Source organism: Streptomyces sp. NPDC001904, from assembly GCF_040297005.1.
Classification (GTDB): Bacteria; Actinomycetota; Actinomycetes; order Streptomycetales; family Streptomycetaceae; genus Streptomyces.
Map to the genome: position 1 here is coordinate 266750 of NZ_JBEOYI010000008.1, position 26054 is coordinate 292803.

Genomic DNA, 26054 nt, shown 5'->3' on the forward strand with positions numbered 1-26054 from the left:
GCCCGGATCCCTGGGGGATCCGGGCCTTCGGAACTGGAGCGAACGACGAGGTTCGAACTCGCGACCTCAACCTTGGCAAGGTTGCGCTCTACCAACTGAGCTACGTTCGCATTGCCTCCGACCAGCTCTCACTGATCGGCGCGAGCACCAGCCTACCGCACCCCGAAGGGCGGTCGGTACGCGATGCAGAGCGGGTGACAGGAATTGCACACTGCGCCTTCCCCCTGGAAGGGGGATGTTCTACTACTGAACTACACCCGCATGTACTCCGTGGGGTCCGGCCCTGCGGCCTTGCCCCTCGGCGTGCTCCAGACTCTAGCCGACCGCCGGGGGTGCAGCGCAAGTCGGTTGCCGCGAGGGGCATCTGACGGGGTGGCCGGACGGACCGGCCCGGCCCCGTGCGCGACCTCAGTTGGCCTTCGCGAACTCCTCGTAGATCCGCTTGGGGATGCGGCCGCGCGGCGGCACGTCCAGTCGGTTCGAGCGGGCCCAGGCGCGCACGGCGGCCGGGTCCGGGTTCACGGCCGTGTGCTTGAACACCTTGGCCGTCCTGGCCGTCTTCTCCGTCCTGGCGGCCTTGCCGTTCCGCTTGCGGCCGGCCTGGAGGTACGGGGCCAGCGCCTTGCGGAGCTGTTTGGCATTGGCTGGGTTCAGGTCGATCTCGTACGACTTGCCGTCGAGACCGAAGGCGACCGTTTCCGCCGCTTCTGAGCCGTCGATGTCGTCAAAGAGAGTGACCACGACACGCTGCGCCACGAATATCGGTCCCTTCGTCCGGCATCCCCGCTTTGACGTGCGGAGATGTCGACTGTTCCGGTCTGTTTCCGGTTTCTGCCCATTCCTTTTTACCTTGTCCGGCATTGCGGAGGGAAGACCATTTAAAAACCTCCGCGTGTCTGTCGTCGTAGATATGCCGGTGTCTTTCGGTGTCTTTCCCTTAATTTTCCGTGCGGATCTGATGTCGTTGCCGTAACGTGATGCGGCTCTCGTAGATTCCTACTGTCTACGCGAGTAGAAGATTTGGGCGGGTACTCTGAACGGACCTGCTCAGCACCACACACCGGGAGTGCCAGTGGCACGCGTCGTAGTCGACGTCATGCTCAAGCCGGAGATCCTCGACCCCCAGGGCCAGGCGGTGCAGCGTGCGCTGCCGCGCCTCGGTTTCGACGGCATCTCCGACGTCCGCCAGGGAAAGCGTTTCGAGCTCGAAGTGGACGGGCCGGTGGACGACGCCGCGCTCGCCCGTATCCACGAGCTGGCGGAAACCTTCCTCGCCAACACCGTGATCGAGAACTTCACCGTCAAGGTCGAGGAGCTTGTCGCGGGAGCCGAAAAGTGACCGCTCGTATTGGCGTCGTCACCTTTCCGGGATCCCTCGACGACAGGGACACCCAGCGCGCGATCCGCCTCGCGGGCGCGGAGCCGGTCGCTCTCTGGCACAAGGACAAGGACCTGAAGCAGGTCGACGCGGTGGTCCTGCCGGGCGGTTTCAGTTACGGCGATTACCTGCGCGCGGGCGCCATTTCGCGGTTCTCGCCGGTCATGGAGACCCTGATCGACCAGGCGAGGGCGGGCCTCCCCGTCCTGGGCATCTGCAACGGGTTCCAGGTCCTCACCGAGGCCCACCTGCTCCCCGGCGCGATGCTGGGCAACGACCACCTGCACTTCATCTGCCGCGACCAGAAGCTGCGGGTGGAGAACGCGGGCACGGCCTGGACGTCCGACTACGAGGCGGGCCAGGAGATCCACATCCCGCTGAAGAACATGGACGGCCGCTACGTCGCCGACGAGCGCACCCTCGACATGCTGGAGGCGGAGGGCCGCGTCGTCTTCCGGTACCTGGACGTGAACCCCAACGGCTCGCTCCGTGACATCGCCGGCATCACCAACGAGGCGGGCAACGTCGTCGGCCTGATGCCGCACCCGGAGCACGCCGTGGAACCGCTGATCGGGTCCGGCCGCACCGACGGCCTCCCCTTCTTCACCTCGATCCTCAAGAAGCTGGTCGCCGCCTCATGAGCCTCGACACCGTAGAGAACGCGAGCAAGACCCCCGACGTCGAGCTCCCCTGGGCCGAACTCGGCCTGAAGAAGGACGAGTACGAGCGGGTCGTGGAGATCCTCGGCCGCCGCCCGACCGGCGCCGAGCTCGCCATGTACTCGGTCATGTGGTCCGAGCACTGCTCGTACAAGTCGTCCAAGGTGCACCTGCGCCAGTTCGGCGAGAAGGCCCCGCAGTCCGACGCGATGCTCGTCGGCATCGGCGAGAACGCCGGTGTCGTGGACGTCGGCCAGGGCTACGCCGTCACCTTCAAGGTCGAGTCGCACAACCACCCGTCGTACGTCGAGCCCTACCAGGGCGCGGCCACCGGCGTCGGCGGCATCGTGCGCGACATCATCGCCATGGGCGCCCGCCCGGTCGCCGTCGTGGACCCGCTGCGCTTCGGCGCGGCCGACCACCCCGACACCAAGCGCGTGCTGCCCGGCGTCGTCGCCGGCATCGGCGGCTACGGCAACTGCCTGGGCCTGCCGAACATCGGCGGCGAGGTCGTCTTCGACTCCTGCTACCAGGGCAACCCGCTGGTCAACGCCGGTGCCATCGGCGTCATGCGGCACGAGGACATCCACCTCGCGAAGGCGTCCGGCGCGGGCAACAAGGTCATCATGTACGGCGCCCGCACGGGTGGCGACGGCATCGGCGGCGCCTCCATCCTGGCCTCCGAGACCTTCGACGACGCCAAGCCGTCGAAGCGCCCGGCGGTGCAGGTCGGTGACCCCTTCCAGGAGAAGCTGCTCATCGAGTGCACCCTGGAGGCGTTCGCCGAGAAGCTCGTCGTCGGCATCCAGGACCTCGGTGCCGCGGGCATCTCCTGCGCCACCAGCGAGCTGGCGTCCAACGGCTCGGGCGGCATGCGCGTCGAGCTGGACGACGTACCGCTGCGCGACTCCACGCTCTCGCCCGAGGAGATCCTCATGAGCGAGTCGCAGGAGCGCATGTGCGCCGTCGTGGAGCCTTCGAAGGTCGACCGCTTCCTGGAGATCTGCGAGAAGTGGGACGTCATCGCCACCGTCATCGGTGAGGTGACCGACGGCGACCGCCTGGAGATCTTCTGGCACGGCGAGAAGATCGTCGACGTCGACCCGCGCACGGTCGCGCACGACGGCCCGGTCTACGAGCGCCCCTACGCCCGCCCCGCGTGGCAGGACGCGCTCCAGGCCGACGACGCGAACAAGCTGCCCCGGCCGACGACCGCGGACGAGCTGAAGCAGCAGGTGCTCGCGCTGGTCGCGTCGCCGAACCAGGCGTCGAAGAAGTGGATCACCCAGCAGTACGACCACTTCGTGCAGGGCAACACCGTCCTCGCGCAGCCCGAGGACTCGGGCATGATCCGCATCGACGAGGAGTCCGGCCTCGGTGTCGCCCTCGCGACGGACGGCAACGGCCGGTTCGCGAAGCTCGACCCGTACGCGGGCGCGCAGCTCGCGCTGGCGGAGGCGTACCGCAACGTCGCCACCACCGGTGCCAAGCCGCTCGCGGTCTCCGACTGCCTGAACTTCGGTTCGCCCGAGGACCCGGCCGTCATGTGGCAGTTCGCCGAGGCCATCCGCGGTCTCGCCGACGGCTGCCTCCAGCTCGGCACCCCGGTGACCGGTGGCAACGTCTCGCTCTACAACCAGACGGGCGAGGCGGCGATCCACCCGACGCCGGTCGTCGCGGTCCTGGGCGTCATCGACGACGTGGCCCGGCGCACCCCGGTCGCCTTCCAGGAAGAGGGCCAGCTCCTCTACCTGCTCGGCGACACCCGCGAGGAGTTCGGCGGTTCGGCCTGGTCGCAGGTGGTCCACGACCACCTCGGCGGTCTGCCGCCGAAGGTCGACCTGGAGCGCGAGCGGCTGCTCGGCGAGATCCTGATCTCCGCCTCGCGCGACGGCATGATCGACGCCGCGCACGACCTGTCCGACGGCGGTCTGATCCAGGCCGTGGTCGAGTCGGCGCTGCTCGGCGGGAAGGGCGCGCGCCTGATCGTCCCGGACGGTCTGGACGCGTTCACGTTCCTCTTCTCGGAGTCGGCGGGCCGCGCGGTCGTGTCGGTCCCGCGCAGCGAGGAGCTCCGCTTCAACGACATGTGCGGGGCGCGCGGTCTGCCCGTCACCCGCATCGGTGTCGTGGACGGCGACGCGGTGGACGTGCAGGGCGAGTTCGCCCTGTCGCTCGCCGAGCTGCGGGTGGCACACGAGGAGACGCTCCCGGGCATCTTCGGCTGACGGTCGTACGTGTGCGAAGGCCCCGCCCCGGATTCCTCCGGGCGGGGCCTTCCGCCGACGCTTCGGCTCTCCGCCGCCGCGGCCCGGCTGTCCGGCGTGGTCGGCGCGTTGACGAGCGCCCTGCTCGCAAAGGGCCTCAACGGCTTCGCGGTGCGGGCGTAGGGTCACGGGCATGGCCCCGCCCAAGACCCCCAGGAAGCGCGCGCGCTCCTACGACTCCGAGAAGCTCAGGACCGCCGTGCTGGCCCAGTTCGCCGCGGTGCGCGAGGCCGTCGGGGCGCTCACGCCCGAGCAGCTCGCGGCGCCCACCCGGCTCGGCGACTGGACGGTGCGGGAGCTGGCCGCGCACATCACCATGGCCGTGGGCATGCTGCCGCGCGGGCTCGCCGAGCCCGCCCCGGCCCGGGCCGATCTTGCGCTGCTCGACTATCCGTTCCTGACCGCGCCCGCCGCCCCCGCCATCGCGTCCGGCGTCCGGGAGCTGGCGGACAGCGCGCCGCCGGACGAGCTGTACGCACGCGTCGCCGCCGGGCTCGACGCGTATCTGCCGCCGGGCGTCGACGGCGCACGGCCCGTGGCGCACCGGGTCGGCACGATGACCCTGACCGACGTCCTCGTCACCCGCGCCGTCGAACTCGCCGTCCACACCGACGACCTGAACGACGCGCTGCCCGCGCTCGCCCTGCCCGTCGAGCGGCAGCTGCTGGCCGCGGCGACCCGGTTCCTCGCCGACGCGCTCGCCGCCAGGGCGCCCGGCGGCTCCACCGAGGTCCGGATCCCGCCGTTCGCGGTCGTCCAGTGCGTCGAGGGCCCCCGGCACACCCGCGGCACCCCGCCGAACGTGGTGGAGACCGACCCGCTCACCTGGATCCGCCTGGCCACGGGGCGTACGTCGTGGAAGGCGGCGCTCGACGACGCGCTCGTCAGCGCCAGTGGCGAGCGGGCGGATCTGGCGGCCCTGCTGCCGATCATGGCCTGATCCGGCTGCCGGACGGAACCGATCGGCGGGGCGGTCCCGTCGAATCGGCATGTTCACGCAACGCAAGCCCCGCGCCCCACGCTTCCTGCTCCTCGCGGCCCTGCCCGTGGCCACCCTCGCCACGGTCACGGCCTGCGGAAACGAGAACGCCCCCGGCTCGGTGAAGGTCGGCGGAGCCCCGGTCGCCGGCGTCCACTGGACCGTGCGGAGCATGACCGTGGACGGGACGACGACCAGGGCGCCGCGCGGCACCTACCTGGAGTTCGTCTCGGACCGGCGGGTCCGCGGCAACTACGGCTGCAACCGCTTCGACGCCCGGGCCACCGTCACCGACGCCGGTGTCGCCCTGGACCGGTCCGCCACCACGAAGATGTACTGCGAGGACAAGAAGCAGCGCGCCTTCGAGAAGGACCTCGCCCGCGCCCTCGCCGCCGAGAACGCCGTCAAGGCCTCCGGCGACGACCCCGCGCGGCTGACCCTCACCGGACCCGACGGCGCCACGATCTCCCTGGTCGAGCAGCGCGACGCCCCGCTCGTCGGCACCAAGTGGACCGTCACGGGTCTCGGCGCGGACGACAACACCGAGTCGCTGCCGAAGGCCGCCGAGGGCCGGGCCCGCCTCGTCTTCGCCAAGGACGGCACGGTCAGCGCCCGCCTCGGCTGCAACAGCGGCGGGGCCAAGGCCACCGCCCGCGACGGCCACATCACCTTCGGCCCGCTGACCTCCACCAAGATGGGGTGCGTCGGCGAGGCGTCCGACGTGGAGCAGACGATGCGGACCGTCCTCAAGGGGCGGACGAGTTACGACATCCAGGGCGACACCCTGACCGTGCGGGCGGCCGACGGCACCGCGATCACCCTGACCGCCGGCGCCTGACTCCGCGGCCCGACTCCGCGGCCCGACTCCGCGGCCCGACTCCGGCGCCGGCGGGCCGTCAGGAGGGGTACGGCAGCAGGGTCTTGTCCGTCTTCTCCCACACCGCCTTCAGCTCGGCCAGCAGCGCGGGCTCGTCGGCGGCCCGGTCGGCCTGCTCGCGCCGGTCGGCGGAGAGGTCGAACAGCTGGTCCGCGCCGCCCTTGCCCCGGTAGTACTTCCAGTCGCCCCGGCGCACGGCCCGCTCCCCGCGCACCCGCCAGAACAGATCGCGCTCCTTCAGCTCCGCACCGCGCAGCAGATACCCGGCGAGGCTGGTGCCGTCGAGCGGGTGGGCCGGGTCGGGCCGGGCACCGCCGATCTCCAGCAGGGTCGCCGTCCAGTCCGGGGTGAAGACCGGCTCGTGGCTGACCTGCCCGCCGTCGATCCTGGCCGGCCAGCGCACGATGGTCGGCACCCGGATGCCGCCCTCCTGGAGGGACGCCTTGTTGCCGGACAGCGGCCAGTTGTACGAGAAGCGCTCACCGCCGTTGTCGGAGGCGAAGAAGACGAGGGTGTCCTTCTCCCGGCCCGACTCCTTCAGGGCGGCGAGGACCTTGCCCACCGACCGGTCCAGGTCCTCGACCATCTCCGCGTACTTCTCCACGGACCCGCCGTCGGTGTGGAACAGCGCCCGCCCGTCCCCGGCCCTGATCTTCCGGACGACCTCGGCGCTCTCCTTCTCGTCCCCGTCGGCGATCCACGGCCAGTGCGGGGTGGTGAAGTTCAGATTGAGCAGCCACGGCTGGTCCCCGTGGTCCCGGCGCACGTACTCGCTCGCCCGCTCGGTGAGGATCCGCGTGTAGTACCGCAGGTCCTTGTACTCGGCGTCGCCCTCCTTCACATCGCCCGCGAACAGGTCGTACTCGCCGCCGAGCCCCAGCTTCGAGTAGTACTCCAGGGCCCCGCCGAAGTTGCCGAAGAACTCGTCCCAGCCGGACTTGGTGGGCGAGTAGTCCGGCAGATACCCGCAGTGCCACTTGCCGATCAGCGCGGTCGAGTAGCCCGCGCCGCGCAGCAGCGAGGCGAGCGTGGGGTGGTTGGGGTCGAGCCCGACGGACCGGTCGGCTATCGGCTCCGCGAGCCCGCCCTTCGTCCGCCCCGGGTAGCGGCCCGTGTAGAGGCTGAAGCGGGTCGGTGAGCAGGTCGCCGAGCCGCTGTACGCGTCGGTGAAGCGGACGCCCTGCCGGGCCAGCCGGTCCAGGTTCGGCGTCCTGATGTGGGGCGCGCCGTACGAGGAGAGATCGGCCCAGCCCAGGTCGTCACCCAGGATGAACAGGATGTTGGGCCGCTTCGAGCGTCTGCCGGGGGCGGCACGGAACGCGGTCTCGCGGGGTGCTTCGGCGGCCGCGGGCGCGGCCGTGACACCGAGCGCGGCGACGGCGGCCCCACCGAGAGCGGCACGACGGGACAGGTTGGAGGCATGCGGGGTCATAGGAAGGACTCCGGTGAGGTGGCGCCCCTTCAGGGGCGCGGGGAACGGCGCGAGCAACCGAGGACGGCCGACAGCCCGCAAACAAAGAGGACAGGGCAGACGGAACCGCCCCGAAAAGACCTCAACCGGAGATCACGGCCGAGGAAGGATCAGGCGACGAGCGGAGCTCAGACGCAGCGACAGATGGCGCTCGCGACACGGACCAGGTCGACGTGGCGGCGCTCCACAAGGGTGACCGTGCGGTCACTGAGGGGCTGCATGATCCAGCACCTTGCCGAGCGTGACGTGCCAGTGTCAACGGGGCGTCCGCACTCCGGACCGGCGCCCCGGCACGGCAGCGACATGGGTCACATTCGGCGCCGCGCCCCCGAAGACCTCCGTACTCACTGCGTCTGTGCAGGTCAGAAGGGTGCCCTTGGATCTTTGTCCAGCGGCCAGGGGCACGGCCGGGGCCACCGCGGGCGGCTTCGGCGACGGCCTCCCACGCCCCGTCAACGCCCCAACCCCATGTCCCCAATTCGGACCAGTGGTCGATCACGTCTACACTCGGTGCCGTGCCACGTGGTGACGGTCGACTCAGTCATGATCTGCTCCCCGGCGAGAAGGGCCCCCAGGACGCTTGCGGCGTCTTCGGTGTCTGGGCTCCGGGCGAAGAGGTCGCAAAGCTCACGTACTTCGGGCTCTACGCCCTCCAGCATCGGGGTCAGGAATCCGCGGGAATCGCGGTCAGCAACGGCTCCCAGATCCTCGTCTTCAAGGACATGGGGCTCGTTTCCCAGGTCTTCGACGAGACTTCCCTCGGTTCCCTCCAAGGTCATATCGCGGTCGGTCACGCCCGCTACTCGACCACCGGAGCCTCCGTGTGGGAGAACGCCCAGCCGACGTTCCGCGCCACCGCGCACGGTTCGATCGCGCTCGGTCACAACGGCAACCTGGTCAACACGGCGCAGCTCGCCGAGATGGTCGCCGAGCTCCCCAAGGAGAACGGCCGCGCCACGCAGGTGGCGGCCACCAACGACACCGACCTGGTCACGGCGCTGCTCGCCGGACAGGTCGACGAGGACGGCAAGCCCCTGACGATCGAGGAGGCGGCCGGCAAGGTGCTGCCCCAGGTCCAGGGCGCCTTCTCGCTCGTCTTCATGGACGAGCACACGCTGTACGCCGCCCGCGACCCGCAGGGCATCCGCCCGCTGGTCCTCGGCCGCCTGGAGCGCGGCTGGGTGGTCGCCTCCGAGTCCGCGGCGCTGGACATCTGCGGTGCCGCGTACGTCCGGGAGATCGAGCCGGGCGAGTTCGTCGCCATCGACGAGAACGGCCTGCGAACCTCCCGCTTCGCCGAAGCAAAGCCCAAGGGCTGTGTCTTCGAGTACGTGTACCTCGCCCGCCCCGACACCGACATCGCGGGCCGGAACGTCTACCTCTCCCGGGTGGAGATGGGCCGCAAGCTGGCGAAGGAAGCTCCGGTCGAGGCCGATCTGGTCATAGCGACTCCGGAATCCGGCACCCCCGCCGCGATCGGCTACGCGGAGGCCTCCGGCATCCCGTTCGGCGCGGGCCTGGTGAAGAACGCCTATGTGGGCCGTACCTTCATCCAGCCCTCCCAGACGATCCGCCAGCTCGGCATCCGGCTGAAGCTGAACCCCCTCAAGGAAGTCATCAAGGGCAAGCGTCTGGTCGTCGTCGACGACTCGATCGTGCGCGGCAACACCCAGCGCGCCCTGGTCCGCATGCTCCGCGAGGCCGGCGCGGCGGAGGTCCACATCCGGATCTCGTCGCCGCCGGTGAAGTGGCCCTGCTTCTTCGGCATCGACTTCGCGACCCGCGCCGAGCTGATCGCCAACGGCATGTCGGTCGACGAGATCGGTACCTCCCTCGGGGCGGACTCCCTCTCCTACATCTCCATCGACGGCATGATCGAGGCCACGACCATCGACAAGCCGAACCTCTGCCGCGCCTGCTTCGACGGCGAGTACCCGATGGATCTCCCCGACCCGGAACTGCTCGGCAAGCAGCTCCTGGAGACGGAACTGGCCGCGGGACCCGCCGCCACGGCCGCGGCCGACGCGATCCGTCGCCCGTAGTCCTTCGAGTCTTCGTTTTCTCCAACCCGAAAGATCCCAGGCCATGTCTGAGACCACTGGTGCCAGCTACGCGTCCGCGGGCGTCGACATCGAAGCCGGCGACCGCGCCGTAGAGCTGATGAAGGAGTGGGTGAAGAAGACGCAGCGCCCCGAGGTCCTCGGCGGCCTCGGCGGCTTCGCCGGCCTCTTCGACGCCTCCGCCCTGAAGAAGTACGAGCGCCCGCTCCTGGCCTCCGCCACCGACGGTGTCGGCACGAAGGTCGACATCGCGCGCCAGATGGGCGTCTTCGACACCATCGGGCACGACCTCGTCGCGATGGTCATGGACGACATCGTCGTCTGCGGCGCCGAGCCGCTCTTCATGACGGACTACATCTGCGTCGGCAAGGTCCACCCGGAGCGTGTCGCCGCCATCGTGAAGGGCATCGCCGAGGGCTGCGTCCTCGCGGGCTGCGCCCTGGTCGGTGGCGAGACGGCCGAGCACCCGGGCCTGCTCGGCCCGGACGACTTCGACGTCGCGGGCGCCGGTACGGGCGTCGTGGAGCACGACAACCTGCTGGGCCCGGACCGCATCCGCACGGGTGACGCCGTGATCGCCATGGCGTCCTCCGGTCTTCACTCGAACGGGTACTCGCTGGTCCGCCACGTCCTCTTCGACCGCGCGGGCCTGACGCTCGACCGGCATATGGACGAGCTGGGCCGCACGCTCGGCGAGGAGCTCCTGGAGCCGACGAAGATCTACTCCCTGGACTGCCTGGCGCTCACGAACACCACCCAGGTCCACGCCTACAGCCACATCACGGGCGGCGGCCTCGCGGCCAACCTGGCCCGGGTGATCCCGGACGGCCTGCACGCCACGGTCGACCGCGCCACCTGGACCCCGGACCCGATCTTCGGCCTCGTCGGCACGGCGGGCCAGGTCGAGCTTCTGGAGCTGGAGAAGACGCTGAACATGGGCGTCGGCATGATGGCGATCGTCCCGCAGGACTCGGTGGACGTCGCCCTCGCGACCCTCGCCGACCGCGGGGTCGACTCGTGGGTGGCCGGCGAGATCACCGAGCGCGGCGACCACGCGACGGGCGCCGAGCTGACCGGCACGTACGGGAAGTAGGGGCGCCGCCGCGCGGCGCGCGCGGAGCAGCACAAAACCCGGTCCGGCGTGAATACCACCCGGACCGGGTGAGTGCAGCAATGATCAGAAGCGGGTTACGCGCTGAAAATGCCCGATGTGCTCGATGTACTCAGTGTGCTCGTGCTCGATGTATTACGAGGTCAAGCGCCGCGGCGCTGCGACGAAGGGCCCGACTCGTCGGAGTCGTCTTCCTCGTCGTCGTCGTACATATCCGCATAGCGGGCGTACGGGTCGTCTTCCTCGTCGTCGTCCTCGAAAGGCTCACCGTTCGGCGGCTGATTCGATACTGGATTCGACGTCGATGCGCCCAGCTCATTGGCCAGACGCGACAGGTCAGTCCCGCCGCTGCTGTACTTCAGCTGGCGGGCGACCTTCGTCTGCTTGGCCTTTGCCCGGCCGCGCCCCATGGCTCGACCCCCTCGGTGATGGGGCTTCACGGCCCCAGAGTCTTGACACGCGTTCATGATCTGGAACGGGCTCTCCGCAGAGAGACCGGTCCGTAGGGCTTCCACGGTACCTGAGCCCACGGCCATACGGTACGTCGCCCGCAGGACGCGCCTGTGCACAGGACCAGCAAGGAGCCCTGTCCTCGCTGGTCAGCTGCGATTTTAACCTCTTCTCGGCGGGCGACCCGCCGATCGGCGTGACTCTTCTTACCCGCGGAGCCCGATCACCGGCGGATCACACCCGCCCGCGCGCCTCCGCCATGCGCTGTTCGGCGATCCGGTCGGCCGCGGCGGCCGGCGGAATCCCGTCAGACTTTGCGCGAGCGAAGATCCCGAGGGTGGTGTCGAAGATCTTCGCGGCCTTCGCCCTGCAGCGGTCGAAATCGAAGCCGTGCAGCTCGTCGGCGACCTGGATGACGCCGCCCGCGTTGACCACGTAGTCCGGCGCGTAGAGGATCCCGCGGTCGGCGAGGTCCTTCTCGACGCCCGGGTGCGCGAGCTGGTTGTTGGCCGCGCCGCACACCACCTTCGCGGTCAGGACGGGCACGGTGTCGTCGTTCAGCGCGGCGCCGAGCGCGCACGGCGCGTAGACGTCGAGGCCGGGCTCCCGGATCAGCGCGTCCGTGTCGGCCGCGACCCGCACCTCGGGGTGCTGGTCGGTGATCCGCCGCACCGACTCCGGGCGCACATCGGTGATCACGACCTCGGCGCCGTCGGCCAGGAGGTGCTCGACCAGGTGGTGCCCCACCTTGCCCACGCCCGCGATGCCGACCGTGCGCCCGCGCAGCGCCGGGTCGCCCCACAGGTGCTGGGCGCTGGCCCGCATCCCCTGGAAGACGCCGAAGGCGGTGAGGACGGAGGAGTCGCCGGCCCCGCCGTTCTGCGGGGAGCGCCCCGTCGTCCAGTCGCACTCGCGTGCGACGACATCCATGTCGGCCACATAGGTGCCGACGTCGCACGCGGTCACGTAGCGCCCGCCGAGGGAGGCCACGAAACGGCCGTAGGCGAGCAGCAGCTCCTCGCTCTTCACGGTGTCCGGGTCGCCGATGATCACGGCCTTGCCGCCGCCGTGGTCGAGTCCGGCCATGGCGTTCTTGTACGACATGCCGCGGGCGAGGTTGAGCGCGTCGGCGACGGCCTCCGCCTCGGAGGCGTAGGGGTAGAAGCGCGTGCCGCCGAGGGCCGGGCCCAGGGCGGTCGAGTGGATGGCGATGACGGCCTTGAGGCCGCTGGTGCGGTCCTGGCAGAGGACGACCTGCTCATGCCCCCCTTGATCCGAGTGGAAGAGGGTGTGCAGGACGTCAGCGGGCGCGCCGGTCACATCGGTCACTGTGGTGACTCCCAAGTACATAGCGGCGGTTGAGCGGATACCCGTACGGGTGGCGGGCGTCCGTGGTGGTGCGTGGGCAAGAGACTAGAACCTGCGTGGGCCCGCCACGGGCGCAGTGCCGAGGATCACTCTCTCGCGTCGCGGGCCCCGCGACGTACCGTCGAATCCCGCCGCGTCCCGACCCGGGGCCCAGTGGGACGATATGCAGTGCTTTCAGGGTTTCCGGCCTTCGGGCGGGGGGAGGGAGCAGCCGTGCCCAAGGTGTCCTCGGTGACCGTCCCGTACGCGGCGTACCTGCGCGTCTACGAGCCGCTCGCGGCCTTCCCGCAGCCGGAGCGCGGCCACTGGGAGCGCTATGCGCGCCGTGACCGCCGCCCGTCCTACCAGGACGAACTCCGGCGCTCCCTGGCCGACTTGGTGCCCACGCCGCCCGTCGCGGTGCCGGTGCACGAGAGCGACGACGCGTTCGTGATCGAGGTCGAGGGCGTGCTGTGCGTGTGCCCGTGGCGGACCCGGCTGCGTGGCTGGCAGGCGCTCGGCGGGCTGGCGGAGCAGCTGCCGGACCCGGTCCTGGACGCGGTGCTGCCGCCGGTGGTGCGCCGGCAGGCGGCGGCCGACTACGAACGCTGGCTGGAGCGCAACCCCGACGCCCGGCCCTGGATCCGGACGTCGATCTGGCAGGTGCCGCTGAACTGGTTCGTGCTCGTCGCGGACGAGGAGCGGGAGTACGCGCCGAAGGGCGGCGGGAGCGGCGAGGGCGGCGAGGGCGGCGAAGGCTGCCCGGAGGACCCGTACCTGCGCTACCGGACCCCGATGGTGCAGGCCCGGCGGCGGGTGGCGCGCGGACTGCGGGCGCTGCGGGACGCAATGGACGAGGGGCCGCTCATCGACGGCCTGGTAGATGTGGGGCGCTGGCTGGAGGAGTTCCACCCGCGTTCGTACGTCGAACTGGACTACGGCGGACTGGTGCACGCGCTGCCGGCCGGGCTGCTCGACGAGGACCACTCGGCGGCGGACGTGGCCGAGGGCATCGCGGCGCTGCGCTCCGGTGACGGTGACGGGGCGGGCGAGGTGTACCTGCGGCTCGTGGAGCGCTGGCGCGCGGTGCGGGACCGGCAGTTCGCCAACTGACGTCCTGTGCGGCGGTCTTAGGACCTACGTCCTGATCCGGGCGTATGCCTCAAGCGTGACGGACCGCACTTACGGGGCCCTTGCGTCCATCACCCCTCCTCGTGCCAAAATAGGACAAGGAGTCCGGGGAGGGCTCCATCCGTCCATCTAAGTCCAACCATGGACGGATACCTCAGCATTGCACTGTCTGTGGGGGGTCTGATGGCTCCTGATCGCTCTGTGACTGATCGTCACTGTGGCGTGACTGTCCGCTATGGCATGGTCCATCGGCTTCCGTCGCTGATGAACACCTGGGAGGGCAATTCCATCGGTTTGGCCGACGTGGCTGGACGGATGGTGTAGTTGTAGTGCCGAGGACAAGCCGTTCGTCCTATAACCGACTCGACCCGTGTCCGCCATATCGGGCAACGCGGGTCAAGGTGCAGAATTTAAAGGAAAGAACCGAGAAGGTTCGGTTCTCCCGAGGAGGCCGCTCATGACCGCTCGCACCCCTGATGCCGAGCCGCTGCTGACCCCGGCTGAGGTCGCCACGATGTTCCGCGTCGACCCGAAGACGGTCACGCGCTGGGCGAAGGCTGGCAAGCTCACGTCGATCCGCACGCTCGGCGGACACCGCCGCTACCGCGAGGCCGAGGTCCGCGCACTGCTGGCGGGCATCCCCCAGCAGCGCAGCGAGGCCTGAGGCACCGCATATCGCTGTAACACCGGGCGTTTCGGGCCCCCCAACCCGTACCGCGCCCACCCCATAGCTCCACTCGACGCGGGTCCGCCCCAACGGACCCCCTTCTTCCGAAGAGCCCGCTGAAGCGTCATCTCCACAGCGGCACGGGCGCGTCGTCGATCGCGCTGGACTCCGCCGGGTCCAGCGCGATCTTTTTTGTGCGCGCGGGCCGCTCTGCGGCGGGGATCTGTGCGTGCTCTTGTCGGACCCTGATCGGTCGCCGGCGGACGCCTGTGAAGGTGGTGCAATTGCACATATTAAATTGAGGAGTTGTAGGAGGGGTGTAAGAAACGGTGTTTCCAAAACTAGTTCGGTGACACCCGTCACACGCCCTGCAGCTTGTTGCGGATGACACTGGTGCGCTAGAGGAGATGCCGGCGGTTTCGGGCCGGCCTCGGGTCCTCCGACTCTCTTCAGGCTCCCACCAGTTGAGGGGTTCGTGGGTCGGCTTTGGTCATGCCTTCGGGGGACTTTCGTCCCCGTCGCCCTCCGGGGCGCTCTCGCGGCCCTCCAGGGCCTCTGCGACGGCACGTGTGGCCGGATCCGCCGGGTCCGTCGCCGCGTCCGCGGCCGGGTCCATGGCGAGCCGCAGGAGGCGGTGGCAGACCGGGCAGTGGCGGGTGAGGTGGCGATGGCCGGACGCGGCGGCGAGGTGGGCGCGCAGCAGGGCCCGCGTCTCGTGTCTGGCTGCTGCCATGCGCCACCTCCTGGCCCCGGCCGGGCAGTGGTTTCCGGACTACCGGTCGGCGGGCGGCGGCGTCAAGGGCGGTGCGGGGAACGCAAGAAGCCCCGCACCATCGGTGCGGGGCTTCCTCTACTGCGGTCCTGACGGGATTTGAACCCGCGGCCTCCACCTTGACAGGGTGGCGAGCACTCCAAACTGCTCCACAGGACCAGGATTTGCGGCGCTTCGTTCTTCCCTGCGCTGCGAGTAGGACTCTACAGCAGTGCAGGCCCGCCGGTCGAACTCACCGAGCGTGCCTGCTCCGTCACGGCACTTGGGCGTCGATCGCCTTCACGATCCGCTTGTCCGACACCGGGTACGCGGTGCCCAGGGCGTGCGCGAAATAGCTGACCCGCAGCTCCTCGATCATCCAGCGGATGTCCAGGACCGCCTGGGGCACCGGCCGGCCCTGCGGCATCTGCTCCAGCAGCCACGCGTACTCGTCCTGCATCTCGTGGACCTTCTCCATGCGGGAGGTGTCCCGCTGGGCGCCCGTCGGCATCTGCTGCAACCGCCGGTCGGCCGCGACCAGATAGCGCATCAGATCGCCGAGCCGGCGCAGTCCGGTGGCCGTGACGAAGCCGGGCTTCACCAGGGCGTCCAGCTGGGCGCGCACGTCCTGGAGGTTGGCCAGCAGCGTCGGGCTCCGCATGGACTTCAGGCGGCGCTCGCAGGCCTGCCAGGCGGCGAGCACCTGCCGTACCTGGTCGACGGTGTGCACGGTCGTGTCGACGATCTCCGCGCGCACCTTCTCGTAGAGCGCGCGGTACGACTCCTCGTCCCAGGCCGGGCCGCCGAAGTCCGCGACGAGCTTGTCCGCCGCGGCCGTCGCGCAGTCCTCGAAGAGGGCCTGGACGGAGCCGTGCGGGTTCGCGGACAGGGCCAGCTTCGCCGCGTTGTTCAGCTTGTCCGAGGCGAACTTCGCCGGGTTCACCGGGATGCTGCGCAGGATCAGCCGGCGGGTGCCCTGCCACATGGCCCGCGCCTGCTCGGCCTCGCTGTCGAAGAGCCGTACGGACACCGTGTTCGCCGTCGGTCCGTCGTCGACCAGCGCCGGGTACGCCTTGACCGGCTGGCCGGCCCGCCGGGTCTCGAAGACCTTCGACAGGGTGCCGATCGTCCAGTCCGTCAGACCCGTCCGCTCGACCGACGGGCCGCCCGCGCGCTCGGCGGTGGCGGCCGCGGCCTGGGAGATGGCCTGCCGGGCCTTCGGACGCAGCTGGAGCTTGAGCGCCTCCAGGTCCTTGTCCTCGGCCAGCTTGCGGCGCCGCTCGTCGACGATCCGGAACGTGATCTTCAGGTGGTCGGGTACGCGGGTGAGGTCGAAGTCGTCGGCCTTCACCGGGACGCCGACCATCCGCTGCAACTCGCGCGCCAGCGTGGTCGGCAGCGGCTCCTGCAACGGCACGGCCCGGTCCAGGAACGCCTTCGCGAAATTCGGGGCCGGGACGTAGTTGCGCCGGATCGGCTTGGGCAGGGAGCGGATCAGCTCCACGACCACGTCCTCGCGCAGGCCCGGGATCTGCCAGTCGAAGCCCGCGTCCGTGACCTGGTTGAGCACCTGGAGCGGGATGTGGACGGTGACACCGTCGGCGTCCGCGCCGGGCTCGAACTGGTACGTCACCCGGAACTTGAGGGCGCCCTGCCGCCAGCTGTCCGGATAGTCGGCCTTGGTGACCGCCTCCGCGGACTCGCGGATCAGCATGGAGCGCTCGAAGTCGAGGAGCTCGGGCTCCTCCTTCTGCTTGTGCTTCCACCAGGAGTCGAAGTGGGCGCCCGAGACGACGTGCTCGGGGACCCGCTGGTCGTAGAAGTCGTAGAGGGTGTCGTCGTCGACCACGATGTCGCGGCGCCGCGCCCGGTGCTCCAGCTCCTCGACCTCGGTGAGGAGCCTGCGGTTGTCGGCGTAGAACTTGTGGTGCGTCCGCCAGTCGCCCTCGACCAGGGCGTTGCGAATGAACAGTTCGCGCGAGACCTCGGGGTCGATCCGGCCGTAGTTGATCTTCCGCTGGGCGACGAGCGGGACGCCGTACAGCGTCACCTTCTCGTACGCCATCACGGCGGCCTGGTCCTTCTCCCAGTGCGGCTCGCTGTACGTGCGCTTGAGCAGGTGCTCGGCGAGCGGCTCGACCCACTCGGGCTCGATCCTCGCGTTCACCCGCGCCCAGAGCCGGGACGTCTCGACCAGCTCGGCCGACATCACGAAGCGCGGGGGCTTCTTGAAGAGGGCCGAGCCGGGGAAGATCGCGAACTTCGCGTTGCGGGCGCCGATGTACTCGTTGCGGCCGCGGTCGCGGCCCGCCTGCTTCGGGTCCTTCTGCGCGGACTCCTTGGACTCCTTCACGTCCTTCATGCCGATGTGCGAGAGCAGACCGGACAGCAGGGAGACGTGGATGGAGTCGCCGGGGGCGTCCTCCTCGTTCAGATGGATGCCCATCTGCTTGGCCACGGTGCGCAGCTGCGTGTAGATGTCCTGCCACTCGCGGATGCGCAGGAAGTTGAGGAACTCGCGTTTGCACATGCGGCGGAACGCCGAGGAGCCCAGCTCCTTCTGCTGCTCGCGCACATGGCGCCACAGGTTCAGGAACGCCAGGAAGTCGCTGGTCTCGTCCTTGAAGCGGGCGTGCTGCTGGTCGGCCTGCGCCTGCTTGTCGGAGGGGCGCTCGCGCGGGTCCTGGATGGACAGCGCGGCCGCGATCACCATGACCTCGCGCGCGCAGCCGTTCTTGTCGGCCTCCAGGACCATCCGGGCCAGGCGCGGGTCGACGGGCAGCTGGGAGAGCTTGCGGCCCTGCTGCGTGAGGCGCTTGCGGTGGTCCTTCTCGCTCGGGTCCAGCGCGCCCAGCTCCTGGAGCAGCTGCACGCCGTCGCGGATGTTGCGGTGGTCCGGCGGGTCGATGAAGGGGAACTTCTCGATGTCGCCGAGGCCGGCCGCGGTCATCTGGAGGATGACGGAGGCGAGGTTGGTGCGCAGGATCTCGGCGTCCGTGAACTCCGGGCGGGCGAGGAAGTCGTCCTCGGAGTAGAGGCGGACGCAGATGCCGTCGCTCGTACGGCCGCAGCGGCCCTTGCGCTGGTTGGCACTGGCCTGGCTGACCGGCTCGATGGGCAGCCGCTGCACCTTCGTCCGGTGGCTGTAGCGCGAGATGCGGGCGGTGCCGGGGTCGATGACGTACTTGATGCCCGGGACGGTCAGCGAGGTCTCCGCGACGTTCGTCGCGAGCACGATGCGTCTGCCCGTGTGCTGCTGGAAGACCCGGTGCTGCTCGGCGTGCGAAAGCCGCGCGTACAGCGGCAGCACCTCGGTGAATCTGTACTTCTTCTTCTCCAGCGCGTCCGCGGTGTCCCGGATCTCGCGCTCGCCGGAGAGGAAGACGAGGATGTCGCCGTCGGCGCCCTCGGCCATCAGCTCCTCGCACGCGTCCGTGATCGCGGTGATCTGGTCGCGGTCGGAGTCGTCCGAATCCTCTTCGAGGAGCGGGCGGTAGCGGACCTCGACCGGATACGTGCGGCCGCTGACCTCGACGATCGGGGCGTCGCCGAAGTGCCGCGAGAAGCGCTCGGGGTCGATGGTCGCCGAGGTGATGACGACCTTCAGGTCCGGGCGCTTCGGCAGCAGCTGCGCCAGGTACCCGAGCAGGAAGTCGATGTTGAGGGACCGCTCGTGGGCCTCGTCGATGATGATCGTGTCGTAGGCGCGCAGCTCCCGGTCCGTCTGGATCTCGGCGAGCAGGATGCCGTCCGTCATCAGCTTGACGAACGTACCGTCCTGGTCGACCTGGTCCGTGAACCGGACCTTCCAGCCGACCGCCTCGCCCAGCGGCGTGTGCAGCTCGTCGGCGACGCGCTCGGCGACCGTGCGGGCCGCGATCCGGCGGGGCTGGGTGTGGCCGATCATGCCGCGCACGCCCCGGCCCAGCTCCAGGCAGATCTTGGGGATCTGCGTGGTCTTGCCGGAGCCGGTCTCACCGGCCACGATCACGACCTGGTGGTCGCGGATCGCGTCGGCGATCTCGTCCTTCTTCTGGCTGACCGGAAGCTGCTCGGGGTACGTGACGGCGAGGGCCTCGCGGCGCTCGCGGCGCACGGCCGTGCGGACCCCGGCCTTGTCGGCCTCGGCGCCGAGCTCCGCCAGGACGGCGGCGCGGGCCTCGGGCTTGCGGATCTTGCGGGCACCCTCGAGCCTGCGCCCGAGCCGGTGCGCGTCGCGGAGGGACAGCTCGGACAGCCGCCGCGCGAGGGCGGCGAACTGATCGGCGGCGGCGGGAGCAGGCTGCGTAGACATACGTGCTCCAGGATCTCACCTCGGGGAAATCCGTGGCGAACGGTTTTGGCTGGGTCGGCCCCGCGCACCGCTCTCGGGATGTATGCGGCTTATGACTGAATTAGCGTGCAGGTATGTCGCCGCTGCCCGACGAGGAACAACCGCGCCCCCATCCGCCGCACAGTGAGCCCGCGGGGCCCACCGCGCACGGTGCGCACGGCCGCCCGCCGACCCGGGCGGACCGCTGGGCGGGCTTCAAGAGGTCACCGTTCCTGCCCGCGGTCGTCCTGACGTTCATCCTGGCCGCGGCGGCGGCCCTGTTCGCCGCCTCCTACACGTACTCCATGGCGAACCCGACCCCGCACCACATCCCGACCGGCGTGACCGGCGAGCGGGACGCGGCGCGGCGCAGCGCGTTCGTCGGGGCGATGGAGAAGGCGCTGGACGCCCAGTTGGAGCTGAAGCACTACGACACCCGGGAGGCGGCCCGCACGGCCATCGACGAGCAGCGGGTCTACGCGGTCCTGGACGTGCGGGGCGACGGCTCCCGGGTCGATCTGGAGGTCTCCAGCGCGTCCGGGGTCTCGGTGGCCCAGGTCTTCACCGAGTCGGCGCCGCAGGTCAGCAAGGAGACCGGCGTCCCGGTGACGGTGAAAGACCTGAATCCGCTGCAGAGCGGCGACCCGCGCGGCCTGGCGATCTTCTACATCTCTCTGGCGGCCGTGATCATCGGCTTCGTCGGGGCGATCCAGCTGAGCGTGCACGCGCGCGGCCTGAACCCGGCGGAGCGGATCGTGGCCACGGTCGCGTACGCGCTGCTCGGCGGGTTCGCGGTGGCGGCGGTCGTCGACTGGGGGCTCGGCGCGCTCGATCTGCCGTTCGTGGAGTCGTGGCTGATCCTCTCGCTGACGATGTTCACGTGCGGGATGGTCTTCACGATGTTCAACACGTTCTTCCACCGCTGGGCGATGATCCCGACCTGGGGCCTGCTGGTCCTGGTCGGCAACCCGGCGTCGGGCGGCGCGGTGGCGCCCCCGCTGCTGCCGACGGTCCTCGGCCGCATCGGCCAGTGGCTGCCGCCGGGCGCGTCCGTGAACGCCCAGCACACGGCGGTCTACTTCCAGGGCCACCAGCACGCGTTCCCGTTCCTGGTGCTCGGCGGCTGGGCGGTGCTCTCCTCGGGCCTCTTCTGGTTCTGGCGGCACCGGCACCCGGGCGGCCGGGGCACCCAGCCGCTGCACGCGGCGGCGGTCTGAGCCCGCGCGGGACGGCCCGGGAACGCCGAAGGCCCCGTCCGCAGACGGGGCCTTCGATGAAGTGGCTGGGGCCGGGATCGAACCGGCGACCTATCGCTTTTCAGGCGATCGCTCGTACCAACTGAGCTACCCAGCCACGCAGTTCACGAGGAACTGCAGCGGTCCTGACGGGATTTGAACCCGCGGCCTCCACCTTGACAGGGTGGCGAGCACTCCAAACTGCTCCACAGGACCAAGCTGTGCGTGCAACAGTGTCGCACACGGTTTTGCGTGCCCCCAACGGGATTCGAACCCGTGCTACCGCCTTGAAAGGGCGGCGTCCTAGGCCGCTAGACGATGAGGGCTATCGGCCCGCCTGCGCGCTTCGCAGCGCGTCGGGGACGTGAGAAGCATATGGGATGCGGGGAGCTATCGCCAAAACGGTTTACGGGGACCCGCTCGGCGCGCTCGGCGAGGGGGTGGCGCCGGGCTGGTTCTCCTTGGGGAGGTGGCGGCTGACCTCGGCCTTCGTCAGGCCCAGGCCGCCCAGCCGGATCTCGTCCCAGGCCTGCAGGCGCCTGGTGGAGCGGTCCAGGTAGAGCACCGACGCCTCGACCGGATCGGGGTGGCCGCCCGCGTTGTCGACGGCCCGCAGTCCGCTGCCGCCGGTCGAGCCCTCGACACGCAGCCGGGTGCCGAGCGGGAGGACGTCCATCTGCTCGTGGTGGATGTGCCCGGCCAGGACCAGCGGGACGGTGCCGTCGACCTCCTTCGCCGCGGCCGGCTCGTGCGCGAGGGCGATGTCGACCGGGGTGCCCGCCGCCTCCTGGTCACGGATGGCCGAAGCGAGCCGCAGGCCCGCCATCCGCTCCGCCGGATCGCCCTGGGCCACCGTCGAGCGGTCCGGGGTGTACTGCGGGTCGCCGGTGCCGGCGAAGCGCAGCCCGGCGACCGTGACGGCCCGGCCGTCGTCGAGGACGTGGACGTTCTTGAAGCGCTTCTTGTCGGAGAGGTACGCCTGGGTGTCCTTCTCGGAGTCGTGGTTGCCGCGGATCCAGACGTAGGGCGCGCCCAGGTCCTTGATCGGGTCGAGGAAGGCGTTCTCCGCGGCCGAGCCGTGGTCCATCGTGTCGCCGGTGTCGACGATCACCGAGATCCGGTACTGCTCGACGAGAGAGGCGATGATCTTCCAGGACGCCGGGTTGAGATGGATGTCCGAGACGTGCAGCACCCGGATGGTCGAAGGGTCCGGCTGGTACGTGGGCAGCGTGGACGTCACGTCGTAGAGCTGGGTGACATTGGTGACGAGCCGCGCCAACTCCTTCTGGTAGACGTCGAACTCGGTGACGATCGAGCGCGCGTTGCCGACGACGGAGGGTGCGGAGGAGAGCAGTCCGGAGAACTTCGGCTCCAGGACCGACTTCGGGTTCCAGGTCGCGTACGCGGTCGCGCCCGATGCCGCGAGGAGGGCGAGGGCGAGGCCGCCGGCGGCCAGGGCGCGGCGCGGGCGGCGGTAGACGGCGAGGCCGAGCGCCGTCGCGCCGGAGACGACCGCCACGCAGGAGCGGATCGCCAGGTCCGCGGTGCCGTGCTCGACGTCGCGGGCCACCTCGTCCTGGAGCCCCGAGAAGCGCTCGGGGTGGTCCACCAGTTCCTGGGAGCGGGCCGGGTCGAGCTGGTCCACGTCCACGTCGAGGCGGATGGGGGCGGTGTGGGAGTCGAGTTCCAGGGCGCCCAGCGGCGACACGTTGATCTTGGTGCCGCCTGTGAGGGAGGGGCGCAGGGTCATCCGGGTGTCCATGGGGCCCACCGGGGCCCGCACGCTGCCGACGATCAGCAGGCCGAGCCAGGCGCCCAGCAGCACCACCGCGACGAGGCCGAGGGCGCGCGCGAACGGGTGGGGCTGGTGGACCAGTTCCTGGGCGAGGCGCGGGTGACGGGTGCGGCGCGGGCTCCGCGGTGATCCCGGGCCGCCACCGGTGCCCCGTGCGCCGCGGACCTGGGGGAGCGCCCGGATCCGGCGGAGGGCTCGACGGGTGGCTGCTGCGGGCGAGCGGACCATTGCTCCCGTATGCCCAAGTGGGCGGGTCGATATGCGGGTTGTACCGGACAATGGAGCTGTGCTGGAGATGACGCGCGAGGAGTTCGAGGAACTGGTGGCCGAGGCGCTCGACCGGATTCCGCCCGAGTTGACGCGACTCATGGACAACGTCGCGGTGTTCGTGGAGGACGAGCCGCCCGCGGACGATCCCGAACTGCTCGGGCTCTACGAGGGCACGCCGCTGACCGACCGGGGCGAGTGGTACGCCGGGGTGCTCCCGGACCGGATCACGGTCTACCGGGGGCCGACGCTGCGCATGTGCGCCTCGCGGGAGGACGTGGTCGCGGAGACGGAGATCACCGTGGTGCACGAGATCGCGCACCACTTCGGGATCGACGACGCCCGGCTGCACGCCCTGGGGTACGGCTGACGGTCGCTTCCGGTCGCTCCCGGTCGTGGTTTGTGCGGGGTTCGTGCGCTGCTCGTGACGGCCGTGTCCCGTCCGTGTGCCGCTGCGTGTCCTCCCGAGGGGCGTGCCAGTTGGGGACGGTGACCTCGTCTCCTGCCGGTCTCCCGGAGGTGCCCGCCCGTGCGCCCGCTGTCCGTCACCCGTGATTCCCGCGACTCTCGTGATCCCCGTGTCTTCTTCCGGTCGGTCGGCCGGCTCGCCGTGACCACGGTGGCCGTCGCCGCGGCCGCCGGGTGCATGAGCGTCGCCGACGACGGCCGCCCCGCGGCACCGTCGCCGTCCGCCTCGCCGCGGAGCGCGGGCACCGCGCCGGACGGCGGGACGGTGGTCTCCGACGGCGCGGGCGGGGTGGGGACCCAGGCCGGCGACTCCGAACCGTCGGCGGGCGAGAGGTCCGGCGCCGCCACCCCGACGCCCTCGGAGACCGGGTCGCGCCCGGCGGCCGCGTCGCCGAGCCGGGGGACCGCCACGTCCGCGCGCGCCTCCACGACGGCCAGGCCCTCGACGCCGCGCGACACTCCGTCGTCGCCGGAGCCCACCGAGGAGCCGCCGTCGCCGTCGCCGACCCCGTCGCCCACGACCGCCGAGCCGTCGTCGTCGGCCCACGAGCAGTCCGGGCCCGCGGTGGACGGGGTGCCCGCGCCCCGGGCGGGGGACCCCGCATAGACGTGGGCGGCGGGGGGCTGTGACCCGAGTCTCAGGGAGGCGGTTTGCCTTGGGGGGTGAGGGGTGCGTATGGTGGTAGATCGTTTGATCCCATTTGCCCGGCGCCGTTAAGAGAGCGCCGCGTGGCGCGTACTCTCCCTTGCCGTGGCTGGACCGCATTGAGGCGGTCGACTTGCGAAAGCGCAATTACACGGAGTTGACGGGCGCGTGCCGAGACTCCGGAAGGTTTCGCATTTCGCATGTCCATTTCCACTGAAAACACCGTGTCCGAGAAGGCCGGATCCGAGCAGCCCGCCGAGGCTGTCGAGACCACCGAAGCCCTCGACACCACCGTCGTCGAGACCGCTGAGAACGACGCGGCCGACGAGATCACCGAGAACGACGCGGCCGTCGAGACCGACGCGGCCGACGAGATCGCCGAGGACGCCGAGGACGCCGAGCCCACGATCACCTTCGCGGACCTCGGTCTGCCCGAGGGTGTCGTGCGCAAGCTCGCGCAGAACGGTGTGACCACCCCCTTCCCGATCCAGGCCGCGACCATCCCGGACGCCCTGGCCGGCAAGGACATCCTCGGCCGTGGCCGCACCGGCTCCGGCAAGACCCTCTCCTTCGGTCTGCCGACGCTGTCGCGTCTGGCCGGCGGCCGCAGCGAGAAGCACAAGCCGCGCGCCGTCATCCTCACCCCGACCCGTGAGCTCGCGATGCAGGTCGCGGACGCGCTGCAGCCCTACGGCGACCAGGTCGGCCTGAAGATGAAGGTCGTCTGCGGCGGTACCTCGATGGGCAACCAGATCTACGCCCTGGAGCGCGGCGTCGACATCCTCGTCGCCACCCCGGGCCGACTGCGCGACCTCATCAACCGCGGCGCCTGTGACCTCAGCAACATCGAGGTCGCCGTCCTCGACGAGGCCGACCAGATGTCCGACCTGGGCTTCCTGCCCGAGGTCACCGAGCTGCTCGACCAGGTCCCGGCCGGCGGCCAGCGGATGCTCTTCTCCGCCACCATGGAGAACGAGATCAAGACGCTCGTCACCCGCTACCTGAACGACCCGGTCAGCCACGAGGTCGACGCCGCCCAGGGCGCCGTCACGACCATGTCGCACCACATCCTGATCGTGAAGCCGAAGGACAAGGCGCCGGTCACCGCGGCCATCGCCGCCCGCAAGGGCCGCACGATCATCTTCGTCCGCACCCAGCTGGGCGCCGACCGCATCGCCGAGCAGCTGCGCGACGCCGGGGTGAAGGCCGACGCGCTGCACGGCGGCATGACGCAGGGCGCGCGTACCCGCACCCTCGCCGACTTCAAGGACGGTTACGTCAACGCGCTGGTCGCGACCGACGTCGCCGCCCGCGGTATCCACGTCGACGGCATCGACCTGGTCCTGAACGTGGACCCGGCCGGCGACCACAAGGACTACCTGCACCGCGCGGGCCGCACCGCGCGTGCCGGCCGCACCGGCACCGTCGTCTCCCTGTCGCTGCCGCACCAGCGCCGCCAGATCTTCCGTCTCATGGAGGACGCGGGCGTCGACGCCGGTCGCCACATCATCCAGGGCGGCGCCGCGTTCGACCCGGAGGTCGCCGAGATCACCGGCGCCCGTTCGATGACCGAGGTCCAGGCCGAGTCCGCGGGCAACGCCGCGCAGCAGGCCGAGCGCGAGGTCTCCTCCCTGACCAAGCAGCTGGAGCGTGCCACCCGGCGCGCCGCCGAGCTGCGCGAGGAGGCCGACCGCCTCACCGCCCGTGCCGCCCGTGACCGTGGCGAGGACGAGGAGGGCGTGGCCGCGGCCGTGGCCGCCGCGACCGAGGCGGCCGCCGAGGCCGTCGCCGCCGCCGAGGTGCCGCGTCAGGAGGAGCGCCCCGCCGAGCGTTCCTCGTACGAGCCGCGTCAGCGCCGTGACGAGCGAGGCAACTACGAGCGCCGTGACCGTCGCGACGACCGCCGGGACAACGACCGCGGCGACCGTGGTGGCTTCCGTCGGGACAACGACCGCCGCGATGACCGTGGTGGCCGTTCCTTCGAGCGTCGTGACAACGACCGTGGCGGCTTCCGCCGTGACGACCGTCCCTCCGGTGACCGTGGCGGCTTCCGTCGCGACGACCGTCGGGACAACGACCGCCGTGACGACCGTGGTGGCCGTTCCTTCGAGCGTCGTGACAACGACCGTGGCGGCTTCCGCCGTGACGACCGTCCCTCCGGTGACCGTGGCGGCTTCCGTCGC

At 70.4% G+C, this 26054-nt stretch carries 21 protein-coding genes and 6 tRNA genes; 13 read left to right on the forward strand and 14 right to left on the reverse strand.

The features are described 5' to 3' along the window. Positions 1 to 34 precede the first annotated feature (34 nt). The 3 genes from ABT127_RS16270 to ABT127_RS16280 all read right to left on the reverse strand — a co-directional run bounded on the left by ABT127_RS16270 (position 35) and on the right by ABT127_RS16280 (position 756). Positions 35 to 110 (reverse strand) — tRNA-Gly (locus tag ABT127_RS16270). A 79-nt stretch (positions 111 to 189) separates the two neighbouring features. After that, a tRNA-Gly gene (locus tag ABT127_RS16275) sits at positions 190 to 261 on the reverse strand. 147 nt (positions 262 to 408) lie between these two features. Beyond that, positions 409 to 756, reverse strand: a complete 348-nt coding sequence (locus tag ABT127_RS16280) for a histone-like nucleoid-structuring protein Lsr2 (RefSeq protein WP_351449682.1) — start codon at positions 754 to 756, stop codon at positions 409 to 411. A gap of 316 nt (positions 757 to 1072) precedes the next feature. Between ABT127_RS16280 and purS the strand changes: the two genes are divergently transcribed. From purS to ABT127_RS16305, 5 genes are all read left to right on the forward strand, one after another. Further along, positions 1073 to 1339, forward strand: coding sequence for a phosphoribosylformylglycinamidine synthase subunit PurS (gene purS / locus ABT127_RS16285; RefSeq protein ID WP_018529550.1), 267 nt, complete (start codon positions 1073 to 1075; stop codon positions 1337 to 1339). Then, on the forward strand, positions 1336 to 2019 hold the full coding sequence (gene purQ, locus ABT127_RS16290) for a phosphoribosylformylglycinamidine synthase subunit PurQ (protein WP_351449686.1): 684 nt from the start codon (positions 1336 to 1338) through the stop codon (positions 2017 to 2019). Before purS ends, purQ begins: the two co-directional genes overlap by 4 nt. After that, positions 2016 to 4265 (forward strand): phosphoribosylformylglycinamidine synthase subunit PurL, encoded by a 2250-nt coding sequence (purL, locus tag ABT127_RS16295; RefSeq protein ID WP_351449689.1) that lies wholly within the window; start codon positions 2016 to 2018, stop codon positions 4263 to 4265. Before purQ ends, purL begins: the two co-directional genes overlap by 4 nt. A gap of 172 nt (positions 4266 to 4437) precedes the next feature. Further along, a complete protein-coding gene (locus tag ABT127_RS16300; protein WP_351449691.1) occupies positions 4438 to 5244 on the forward strand; it encodes a maleylpyruvate isomerase family mycothiol-dependent enzyme in 807 nt (268 codons plus the stop codon). Between the two features lie 49 nt (positions 5245 to 5293). Beyond that, positions 5294 to 6121, forward strand: a complete 828-nt coding sequence (locus ABT127_RS16305; RefSeq protein WP_351449694.1) for an META domain-containing protein — start codon at positions 5294 to 5296, stop codon at positions 6119 to 6121. A 58-nt stretch (positions 6122 to 6179) separates the two neighbouring features. On the opposite strand, the gene ABT127_RS16310 is transcribed toward ABT127_RS16305, so the two are convergent. Then, positions 6180 to 7592 (reverse strand): sulfatase family protein, encoded by a 1413-nt coding sequence (locus tag ABT127_RS16310; protein ID WP_351449697.1) that lies wholly within the window; start codon positions 7590 to 7592, stop codon positions 6180 to 6182. 167 nt (positions 7593 to 7759) lie between these two features. Further along, entirely contained in the window at positions 7760 to 7852 is a 93-nt protein-coding gene (locus ABT127_RS16315; protein WP_343238130.1) for a putative leader peptide, read from the reverse strand. Positions 7853 to 8146: 294 nt separating this feature from the next. On the opposite strand from ABT127_RS16315, the gene purF reads away from it, so the two are divergent. Both purF and purM read left to right on the forward strand, forming a co-directional pair. Then, the gene (gene purF, locus ABT127_RS16320) at positions 8147 to 9673 is read left to right on the forward strand and encodes an amidophosphoribosyltransferase (protein WP_351449701.1); all 1527 of its coding nucleotides are present in this window, start codon (positions 8147 to 8149) and stop codon (positions 9671 to 9673) included. Positions 9674 to 9716: 43 nt separating this feature from the next. Continuing rightward, positions 9717 to 10784, forward strand: coding sequence for a phosphoribosylformylglycinamidine cyclo-ligase (gene purM, locus ABT127_RS16325; RefSeq protein WP_351449704.1), 1068 nt, complete (start codon positions 9717 to 9719; stop codon positions 10782 to 10784). Positions 10785 to 10945: 161 nt separating this feature from the next. On the opposite strand, the gene ABT127_RS16330 is transcribed toward purM, so the two are convergent. Then, positions 10946 to 11212 carry a DUF3073 domain-containing protein gene (locus tag ABT127_RS16330; protein WP_111667558.1) on the reverse strand — a complete coding sequence of 89 codons (267 nt, stop codon included), beginning with the start codon at positions 11210 to 11212 and terminating at the stop codon, positions 10946 to 10948. A 274-nt stretch (positions 11213 to 11486) separates the two neighbouring features. Continuing rightward, the gene (locus tag ABT127_RS16335; RefSeq protein ID WP_351449706.1) at positions 11487 to 12581 is read right to left on the reverse strand and encodes a Leu/Phe/Val dehydrogenase; all 1095 of its coding nucleotides are present in this window, start codon (positions 12579 to 12581) and stop codon (positions 11487 to 11489) included. A 252-nt stretch (positions 12582 to 12833) separates the two neighbouring features. On the opposite strand from ABT127_RS16335, the gene ABT127_RS16340 reads away from it, so the two are divergent. Next, complete coding sequence (locus ABT127_RS16340) at positions 12834 to 13712, forward strand: DUF8083 family protein (RefSeq protein WP_351449709.1); 879 nt, start codon at positions 12834 to 12836, stop codon at positions 13710 to 13712. Positions 13713 to 14187: 475 nt separating this feature from the next. After that, positions 14188 to 14394, forward strand: a complete 207-nt coding sequence (gene bldC, locus ABT127_RS16345; RefSeq protein WP_003949541.1) for a developmental transcriptional regulator BldC — start codon at positions 14188 to 14190, stop codon at positions 14392 to 14394. 493 nt (positions 14395 to 14887) lie between these two features. Here bldC and ABT127_RS16350 read toward each other — a convergent pair whose 3' ends face one another. From ABT127_RS16350 to hrpA, 3 genes are all read right to left on the reverse strand, one after another. Next, positions 14888 to 15130, reverse strand: a complete 243-nt coding sequence (locus tag ABT127_RS16350) for a DUF6274 family protein (protein WP_351449711.1) — start codon at positions 15128 to 15130, stop codon at positions 14888 to 14890. 123 nt (positions 15131 to 15253) lie between these two features. Next, positions 15254 to 15328: transfer RNA gene (locus ABT127_RS16355), tRNA-Asp, on the reverse strand. A gap of 94 nt (positions 15329 to 15422) precedes the next feature. Further along, positions 15423 to 19442: an ATP-dependent RNA helicase HrpA gene (gene hrpA, locus ABT127_RS16360; RefSeq protein ID WP_351449713.1), complete on the reverse strand. Its 4020-nt coding sequence runs from the start codon at positions 19440 to 19442 to the stop codon at positions 15423 to 15425. A 113-nt stretch (positions 19443 to 19555) separates the two neighbouring features. On the opposite strand from hrpA, the gene ABT127_RS16365 reads away from it, so the two are divergent. Beyond that, a complete protein-coding gene (locus ABT127_RS16365) occupies positions 19556 to 20677 on the forward strand; it encodes an ABC-2 transporter permease (protein WP_351449715.1) in 1122 nt (373 codons plus the stop codon). 62 nt (positions 20678 to 20739) lie between these two features. Here the strand turns inward: ABT127_RS16365 and ABT127_RS16370 are convergent. From ABT127_RS16370 to ABT127_RS16385, 4 genes are all read right to left on the reverse strand, one after another. Next, positions 20740 to 20813 (reverse strand) — tRNA-Phe (locus ABT127_RS16370). Between the two features lie 23 nt (positions 20814 to 20836). Next, positions 20837 to 20911, reverse strand: a tRNA-Asp gene (locus ABT127_RS16375). Between the two features lie 37 nt (positions 20912 to 20948). After that, positions 20949 to 21021 (reverse strand) — tRNA-Glu (locus ABT127_RS16380). Between the two features lie 80 nt (positions 21022 to 21101). Next, entirely contained in the window at positions 21102 to 22718 is a 1617-nt protein-coding gene (locus ABT127_RS16385) for a metallophosphoesterase family protein (RefSeq protein ID WP_351449718.1), read from the reverse strand. 58 nt (positions 22719 to 22776) lie between these two features. Between ABT127_RS16385 and ABT127_RS16390 the strand changes: the two genes are divergently transcribed. From ABT127_RS16390 to ABT127_RS16400, 3 genes are all read left to right on the forward strand, one after another. After that, complete coding sequence (locus ABT127_RS16390) at positions 22777 to 23127, forward strand: metallopeptidase family protein (RefSeq protein ID WP_181512717.1); 351 nt, start codon at positions 22777 to 22779, stop codon at positions 23125 to 23127. Positions 23128 to 23286: 159 nt separating this feature from the next. Continuing rightward, positions 23287 to 23832, forward strand: a complete 546-nt coding sequence (locus ABT127_RS16395) for a hypothetical protein (RefSeq protein WP_351449722.1) — start codon at positions 23287 to 23289, stop codon at positions 23830 to 23832. A gap of 239 nt (positions 23833 to 24071) precedes the next feature. Then, positions 24072 to 26054, forward strand: a 1983-nt coding sequence (locus ABT127_RS16400) for a DEAD/DEAH box helicase (protein WP_351449724.1), incomplete at its 3' end; no start/stop codon positions are given.

Excerpts from the sequence above, each read along its gene's own strand:
- ABT127_RS16365 (WP_351449715.1), top strand. The coding sequence starts at position 19,556 with ATGTCGCCGCTGCCCGACGAGGAACAACCGCGCCCCCATCCGCCGCAC.
- purL (WP_351449689.1), top strand. The coding sequence starts at position 2,016 with ATGAGCCTCGACACCGTAGAGAACGCGAGCAAGACCCCCGACGTCGAG.
- ABT127_RS16300 (WP_351449691.1), top strand. The coding sequence starts at position 4,438 with ATGGCCCCGCCCAAGACCCCCAGGAAGCGCGCGCGCTCCTACGACTCC.
- ABT127_RS16385 (WP_351449718.1), bottom strand. The coding sequence starts at position 22,718 with ATGGTCCGCTCGCCCGCAGCAGCCACCCGTCGAGCCCTCCGCCGGATC.
- ABT127_RS16330 (WP_111667558.1), bottom strand. The coding sequence starts at position 11,212 with ATGGGGCGCGGCCGGGCAAAGGCCAAGCAGACGAAGGTCGCCCGCCAG.
- ABT127_RS16350 (WP_351449711.1), bottom strand. The coding sequence starts at position 15,130 with ATGGCAGCAGCCAGACACGAGACGCGGGCCCTGCTGCGCGCCCACCTC.
- ABT127_RS16305 (WP_351449694.1), top strand. The coding sequence starts at position 5,294 with ATGTTCACGCAACGCAAGCCCCGCGCCCCACGCTTCCTGCTCCTCGCG.
- ABT127_RS16315 (WP_343238130.1), bottom strand. The coding sequence starts at position 7,852 with ATGCAGCCCCTCAGTGACCGCACGGTCACCCTTGTGGAGCGCCGCCAC.
- bldC (WP_003949541.1), top strand. The coding sequence starts at position 14,188 with ATGACCGCTCGCACCCCTGATGCCGAGCCGCTGCTGACCCCGGCTGAG.
- hrpA (WP_351449713.1), bottom strand. The coding sequence starts at position 19,442 with ATGTCTACGCAGCCTGCTCCCGCCGCCGCCGATCAGTTCGCCGCCCTC.
- purM (WP_351449704.1), top strand. The coding sequence starts at position 9,717 with ATGTCTGAGACCACTGGTGCCAGCTACGCGTCCGCGGGCGTCGACATC.
- ABT127_RS16310 (WP_351449697.1), bottom strand. The coding sequence starts at position 7,592 with ATGACCCCGCATGCCTCCAACCTGTCCCGTCGTGCCGCTCTCGGTGGG.